This window comes from Stutzerimonas sp. (assembly GCF_982611455.1).
Genome location: NZ_CEXBBO010000021.1, coordinates 78829 through 84828, shown reverse-complemented (window position 1 = coordinate 84828; position 6000 = coordinate 78829). Strand labels below are relative to the sequence as shown.

4 protein-coding genes are annotated in these 6000 nt (G+C 54.1%); 2 read left to right on the top strand and 2 right to left on the bottom strand.

Going from position 1 to position 6000, the window contains the following annotated elements:
• Window positions 1-278: 278 nt before the first annotated feature.
• Complete coding sequence (queD, locus tag AC2LD7_RS13985; RefSeq protein ID WP_484598337.1) at window positions 279-635, bottom strand: 6-carboxytetrahydropterin synthase QueD; 357 nt, start codon at window positions 633-635, stop codon at window positions 279-281.
• A gap of 231 nt (window positions 636-866) precedes the next feature.
• On the opposite strand from queD, the gene AC2LD7_RS13980 reads away from it, so the two are divergent.
• Both AC2LD7_RS13980 and AC2LD7_RS13975 read left to right on the top strand, forming a co-directional pair.
• Window positions 867-2183 carry a Na+/H+ antiporter family protein gene (locus tag AC2LD7_RS13980; RefSeq protein ID WP_484598336.1) on the top strand — a complete coding sequence of 439 codons (1317 nt, stop codon included), beginning with the start codon at window positions 867-869 and terminating at the stop codon, window positions 2181-2183.
• Window positions 2184-2321: 138 nt separating this feature from the next.
• Window positions 2322-3377, top strand: a complete 1056-nt coding sequence (locus AC2LD7_RS13975; RefSeq protein ID WP_484598335.1) for an AI-2E family transporter — start codon at window positions 2322-2324, stop codon at window positions 3375-3377.
• Window positions 3378-4247: 870 nt separating this feature from the next.
• Here AC2LD7_RS13975 and AC2LD7_RS13970 read toward each other — a convergent pair.
• Window positions 4248-5843, bottom strand: coding sequence for an isocitrate lyase (locus tag AC2LD7_RS13970; protein ID WP_484598334.1), 1596 nt, complete (start codon window positions 5841-5843; stop codon window positions 4248-4250).
• Window positions 5844-6000 lie beyond the last annotated feature (157 nt).

The following is a 6000-nucleotide window of genomic DNA, read 5'->3' as shown; positions in this document are numbered from 1 at the left end:
GGGTTTGTCTTTGGGCAAAGAAAAAACGGAACGGGCTGCTTCTAAACGTATCCGCGAAAAAGGGCCGCAGAGTGACGGGGCGGCAGGGCCAGCTCAGCTAGCGCCTTCACATTGTGGTGATGCGCAGTCTGTCACGTTAGGGATACTTGACCTGCCCTAAAGGTAGCGCGATACCTATCTAATCGACTTGCTTCCTACCGTCTGCTACGCCCGAATCGGCATGAAACGGGCGCTACAGCTTGGTCTCGATTGCTGACCCCGGCACGGCGGATGCAAAATTATACGCCGTGATATTCGCAACCACTGGTACAGGTTTCGTGGATGCGAATCCGTGATAACTCAGGGAGTAGAGGTTTGAGCTCCTGCCAGATCCATTTCGCCAAATTCTCGCTGGTGGGATTCTCCAGGCCTGGCAAGTCGTTCAGATAGTTATGATCGAGTCGTTCGTAGATTGGTTTGAAGACTTGTTTGATCTCGCCAAAATCGCGAATCCAACCGGTATGCGCATCCACCTCACCTTCGATATAAAGAGCCACCCGAAAGGAATGCCCATGTAGTCGGCCGCATTTATGCCCTTCGGGTACGTGCGGCAAGCGGTGTGCGGACTCGAACGTAAACTCTTTGAATATTTCCACTGATCCATCCGAATAGGTGTTGTCGCCAGAAGCGCCAATTTTACAAGTTTTGCATGGGCGGGTGTGGCTGACAGTAGATAAGAGCGACTCGAGCTGCTCCGTTAGAAATTCGATGGGCTCGGCTATGTCCGTGGTTCTTTGACACTCCCATGATCTTGCGGCAGAGTACCCCGCTTTTTATCGGCTTTTTATCGGCTTTTTATCGGCTTGTGCCGTCTCCGAGGAGTTAAAATGAATGCAGTAGTGGCGGCAGTCGGCATTATGCTGATTCTTAGCCTGTGCAGAATCCATGTGGTCGTGGCGCTGATTGCCGGTGCCATCGTTGGCGGAGTATTGGGTGGGTTAGGATTGGAAGGTAGCCTCGCAGCCTTCAACAAGGGATTAGGGGGCGGCGCAACGGTTGCGCTGTCCTATGCGTTGCTTGGTGCCTTTGCGGTGGCTATCGGTAAAAGCGGCCTGGCCCATGCGCTGGCTGATCGTGCGTTGGCAGTAGTAGGTAGGCACGATTCGAAACCTAGTGGCTCGGTCAAATGGTTGATGATCGGCTTACTGCTCGTTGTCGCAGTATCGTCGCAGAATATCCTTCCAATCCATATCGCTTTTATTCCACTCCTGGTTCCACCGTTGCTCTATGTATTGAGCAAGTTACATATTGATCGACGCTTAATTGCCTGTGTTTTGGCATTCGGACTGGTTACGCCCTATATGTTCTTGCCGGTGGGCTTCGGTAGCATCTTTCTGAACGAAATCCTTCTCGCCAATGTTGCGAAGAGTGGAGTCGATGTCAGCGGGATAAACGTAAGCCAGGCGATGTTGATACCTGCGCTAGGTATGTGCACCGGGCTGGCGGTAGCTATGTTCAGTTATCGTAAATCGCGTATATATGATCTTACCCAGGTCGACCAATCAAAAACGGTCAGAGTCAGCTACAGCCCTCTTACGTTACTGGTGGCAGGCTTGGCAGTTTCTGTGGCTTTCGTAATGCAGCTGTGGTTGGACTCGATGATCGTTGGTGCGCTGATCGGTTTCGTTATTTTTTCCGTATCTGGCGTGGTGCGCTGGCGAGAGGCTGACGATCTGTTTACTGAAGGCATGAAAATGATGGCGATGATTGGCTTCATCATGATCGCCGCCGCCGGGTTTGCAGAGGTCATGCGTGAGACCGGGCAAGTGAAGACGCTTGTCGATGCGTCAGCACAATGGATCGGAAACAGCAAGGCGATTGGTGCCCTGATGATGTTGCTGGTTGGTCTGCTAGTTACTATCGGAATTGGCTCGTCGTTCTCCACGGTTCCGATTATTGCCGCTATCTTCGTGCCACTTGGATTGGAACTCGGTTTCGGTCCCTTGGCTATCGTGAGCTTGGTAGGTACTGCCGGGGCGCTCGGAGACGCCGGCTCGCCAGCTTCCGATTCGACTCTAGGACCCACGGCTGGCCTGAATGCGGATGGCCAGCATAATCACATCTGGGATACCGTCGTACCGACGTTCCTGCATTACAACTTGCCGCTGCTCGGGTTTGGCTGGGTGGCCGCGATGACACTCTGATTCGCCAGTTACGAGCACGCTTCAATGCGCCGGTCGACGGGCGGCGATCAACTGAGAAGGGCTCCGATCAATCGGTATTAGCACTCCTTTCGGCAATCGCTGACTAATAGATACCGTTACAGCAATAGGAAGCCAAATGTGAATTCGACGCTTGAGCAAAAAGTATTCCTTGCCCTGTTGCTCGTAGTAACCATCGCCTTTGGCTGGATACTCTTCCCCTTCTACGGGGCTGTGTTTTGGGCCGTAATTCTTGCGATCATCTTTGCTCCGCTACAGCGGAGCCTGTATGGCCGTCTTGGCAATAGGCGCAATCTGACCGCGCTGATCACCTTGTTGGTTTGCCTGATAGTAGCGGTCCTCCCGGTTATTCTGATCACCGGTCTTTTAGTTCAGGAAGGTAGTTCTCTTTATAGGCAAATTGAAAGCGGGGAGCTTGATATAAACAGCTTCGTCGGAAGCGCGAAGGAGCTACTGCCTGCCTCAATTCAGCTACAGTTGCAGCGCTTCGGTTTTGGCGACATAGACCAGATGCGTGATCGGCTTGCTAGCGGGGCGCTGGAGGGCAGCCAGTTTCTTGCCACCAAGGCATTCAGCTTCGGTCAGGGAACATTTCAGTTCGTGGTCAGTTTCTTTGTAATGCTTTACTTGTTGTTCTTTCTAATTCGAGATGGACGGGATCTGGTTGCACGGGTCAGGCGCGCGCTGCCTCTGAGCGATAATCAAAAACGACGACTGTTCAGCAAATTCACGCGCGTGGTCAGGGCTACGGTAAAAGGCAACATTGTAGTTGCTGCGACGCAGGGTTTTCTCGGTGGTGTGATATTTGCCGTTCTCGGTATTCCCGGTGCCCTACTCTGGGGTGTACTCATGGCGTTCTTGTCACTGCTCCCGGCGATTGGCGCCGGGCTGATATGGACGCCGGTAGCAATTTATTTCCTGACGAAGGGAATGATCGTCCAGGGCGTTGTCCTTACGCTTTATGGCATCTTGGTGATTGGCCTTGTCGACAACATTCTGAGGCCGATTCTGGTGGGCAAGGACACCAAAATGCCGGATTATCTGGTGTTGATATCGACTCTTGGTGGGCTGGCTCTGTTCGGCTTGAATGGCTTTGTAATCGGACCACTGATTGCGGCGCTATTCATCTCTGCATGGGGACTGTTCACTACGCCTGAGGGAAAATCGCCGATTTAGATGCCATCTAGTAGTACAAATCCCAGCGAAATTGTCCGCCGACATGGTTTCGGATCGCCTCGCGCCAGCGGATGATGTACCCGTAGGGGATCGATGCACGAGGGTTCATCACGGGCTTTGCGGCGGATTTCCACGATTAATACCGCGGGCGTTGATTTCCTTCGAGCCTCGTCGACCTCGACGCGTTTGCTATCAGCGAGAGTGGCCCAGTTTCGATGCAGCAACGGGGCATCTATATTCATGATTCAGCGCGAGCAAGTCGTGGTCGCTTTTGCATCCATTGATGCTTGGCATCCATTGGGAAGAAATGCATGCCAGCGTGGTGCATGCCGTTTTTCTGTGCTTGGTCTTCCACAGGGTTGCTGGCGTCTTCGAGATACGCCGGGTAGCTTCAGCAAATAGGCGTACCCCAAGGAATGAAGCCTTTGCCGTATAGCCTGGCGGCACCGTGATGATGTCGGCTCGCGCCAAAGGTAGGCGGGTACGGCGTCGGAACGGGAAAGATTTCCGCCGCTGCCTGCAGGTTCGACTGCGTTGGCGATTACCGGTAGCCACTTAGAAACGCAAGCGCACCACCGGCTATTTACCGTATGTCGTCCCACGCTGACGACATCTTGAATATAAGGATTGGCAGACTGGTTGCTTGGCAACTCATCGCCATTGCCGAAGATGTGTTGTGATTGTTGTCAGCCACGAGGCAGTTCCATTGGAACTGTGACGCTATGGAGGTCGAAGACAGCTTAATGACAGTCCTGTCGCTGGCGACAAGCGGTTCGTTTGATGGGAAAGCCCAAGAAAATAAAAGCCCCGGTAGATACCGGGGCTCGTTACACCATCAGGTCGGGCCGGAGCCCTACTGACAAACGCTTCTTAGTGGAACTGATTCATGGTGTTGTCTTTGCCACTAGCCTTCAGAGCAGCTTCGCCAGCGAAGTACTCCTTGTGGTTGTCGCCAATGTCGGAGCCTGCCATGTTCTGGTGCCTGACGCAGGCGATACCCTGACGCAGCTCTTGGCGCTGAACACCTTTGACGTATGCGAGCATGCCTTCTTCTGCGAAGTACCCCTTGGCCAGATTATCGGTGGAGAGCGCAGCGGTGTGATAAGTCGGCAGGGTAATCAGGTGATGGAAGATGCCGGCGTGAGCGGAGCCGTCCTTCTGGAAAGTGCGGATCTTCTCGTCAGCAACCTGAGCCAGTTCCGTCTCGTCGTACTCGACGCTCATCAGCTTGGCGCGGTCATAGGCGGAAACGTCTTTGCCTTCGGTAACAAATGCATCGAATACCTGCTGGCGGAAGTTCAGGGTCCAGTTGAACGACGGGCTGTTGTTATAGACCAGCTTGGCGTTCGGAATGGTCTTGCGGATTTCATCGACCATGGCCGCGATCTGGCCAACGTGCGGCTTCTCAGTCTCAATCCAAAGCAGATCAGCGCCGTTCTGCAGCGACGTGATGCAATCCAATACGCAGCGCGCTTCGCCAGTGCCCTTGCGGAACTGGAACAAATTGGACGGCAGACGCTTGGGACGCAGCAGCTTACCTTCGCGGTTCAATACCACGTCGCCATTGTTCAGCTCTGTGGCGGAAACTTCTTCACAGTCCAGGAATGAGTTGTACAGATCACCCAGGTCGCCCGGCTCTTTGGTCACAGCGATCTGCTTGGTCAGGCCTGCACCCAGCGAGTCGGTACGCGCAACGATTACGCCGTTGTCGATGCCCAGCTCAAGGAAGGCGTAACGGACGGCGGCGATCTTGGCCAGGAAATCGGCGTGAGGAACGGTAACTTTGCCGTCCTGGTGGCCGCACTGCTTTTCATCGGAAACCTGGTTTTCGATCTGGATGCAGCAAGCGCCTGCTTCGATCATGCGCTTGGCCAGCAGATAAGTGGCTTCCGGGTTGCCAAAGCCGGCATCGATGTCGGCGATGATGGGTACGATGTGGGTTTCGTGATTGTCGATCTGGTTCTGGATCTCGGCGGCCTTGGCAGAGTCACCGGCTTCACGAGCAGCATCCAGAGCGGTGAAGAGCAAATCCAGCTCACGCGAATCAGCCTGACGCAGGAAGGTGTACAGCTCTTCGATCAGGTCGGAAACGGCCGTTTTCTCGTGCATCGACTGATCCGGCAGCGGGCCGAACTCGGAACGCAGAGCTGCGACCATCCAGCCCGACAGGTAAAGGTAGCGCTTGTTGGTGGTCTTCAGGTGCTTCTTGATAGAGATCAGCTTCTGCTGACCGATGAAGCCATGCCAGCAACCTAGAGACTGAGTGTAAACCGACGAGTCGGCGTCGTACTCAGCCATGTCCTTGCGCATGATGTCGGCAGTGTACTGAGCGATTTCCAGACCGGTCTTGAAGCGGTTCTGAGCGCGCATACGGGCTACGGATTCAGGGTTGATAGCGCTCCAGCTGCTTCCAGCTACTTCTTTCAGAGCGGCAACGGCCTTGATGTCGTTTTGATAAGCGGACATGGTCAATCCTTCAAAAGAAATTCGTGTTTGGTTGAGCACCGACTTTTCCCACCGAAACCTACGTGCTTGCGCTAATCATGCGAGCAACACGCGGCAGAGCGTCGAAATACCGACCGGGACGAGGATTGAACCAAGGAGAGGAGGGGTGTGCAGTTAC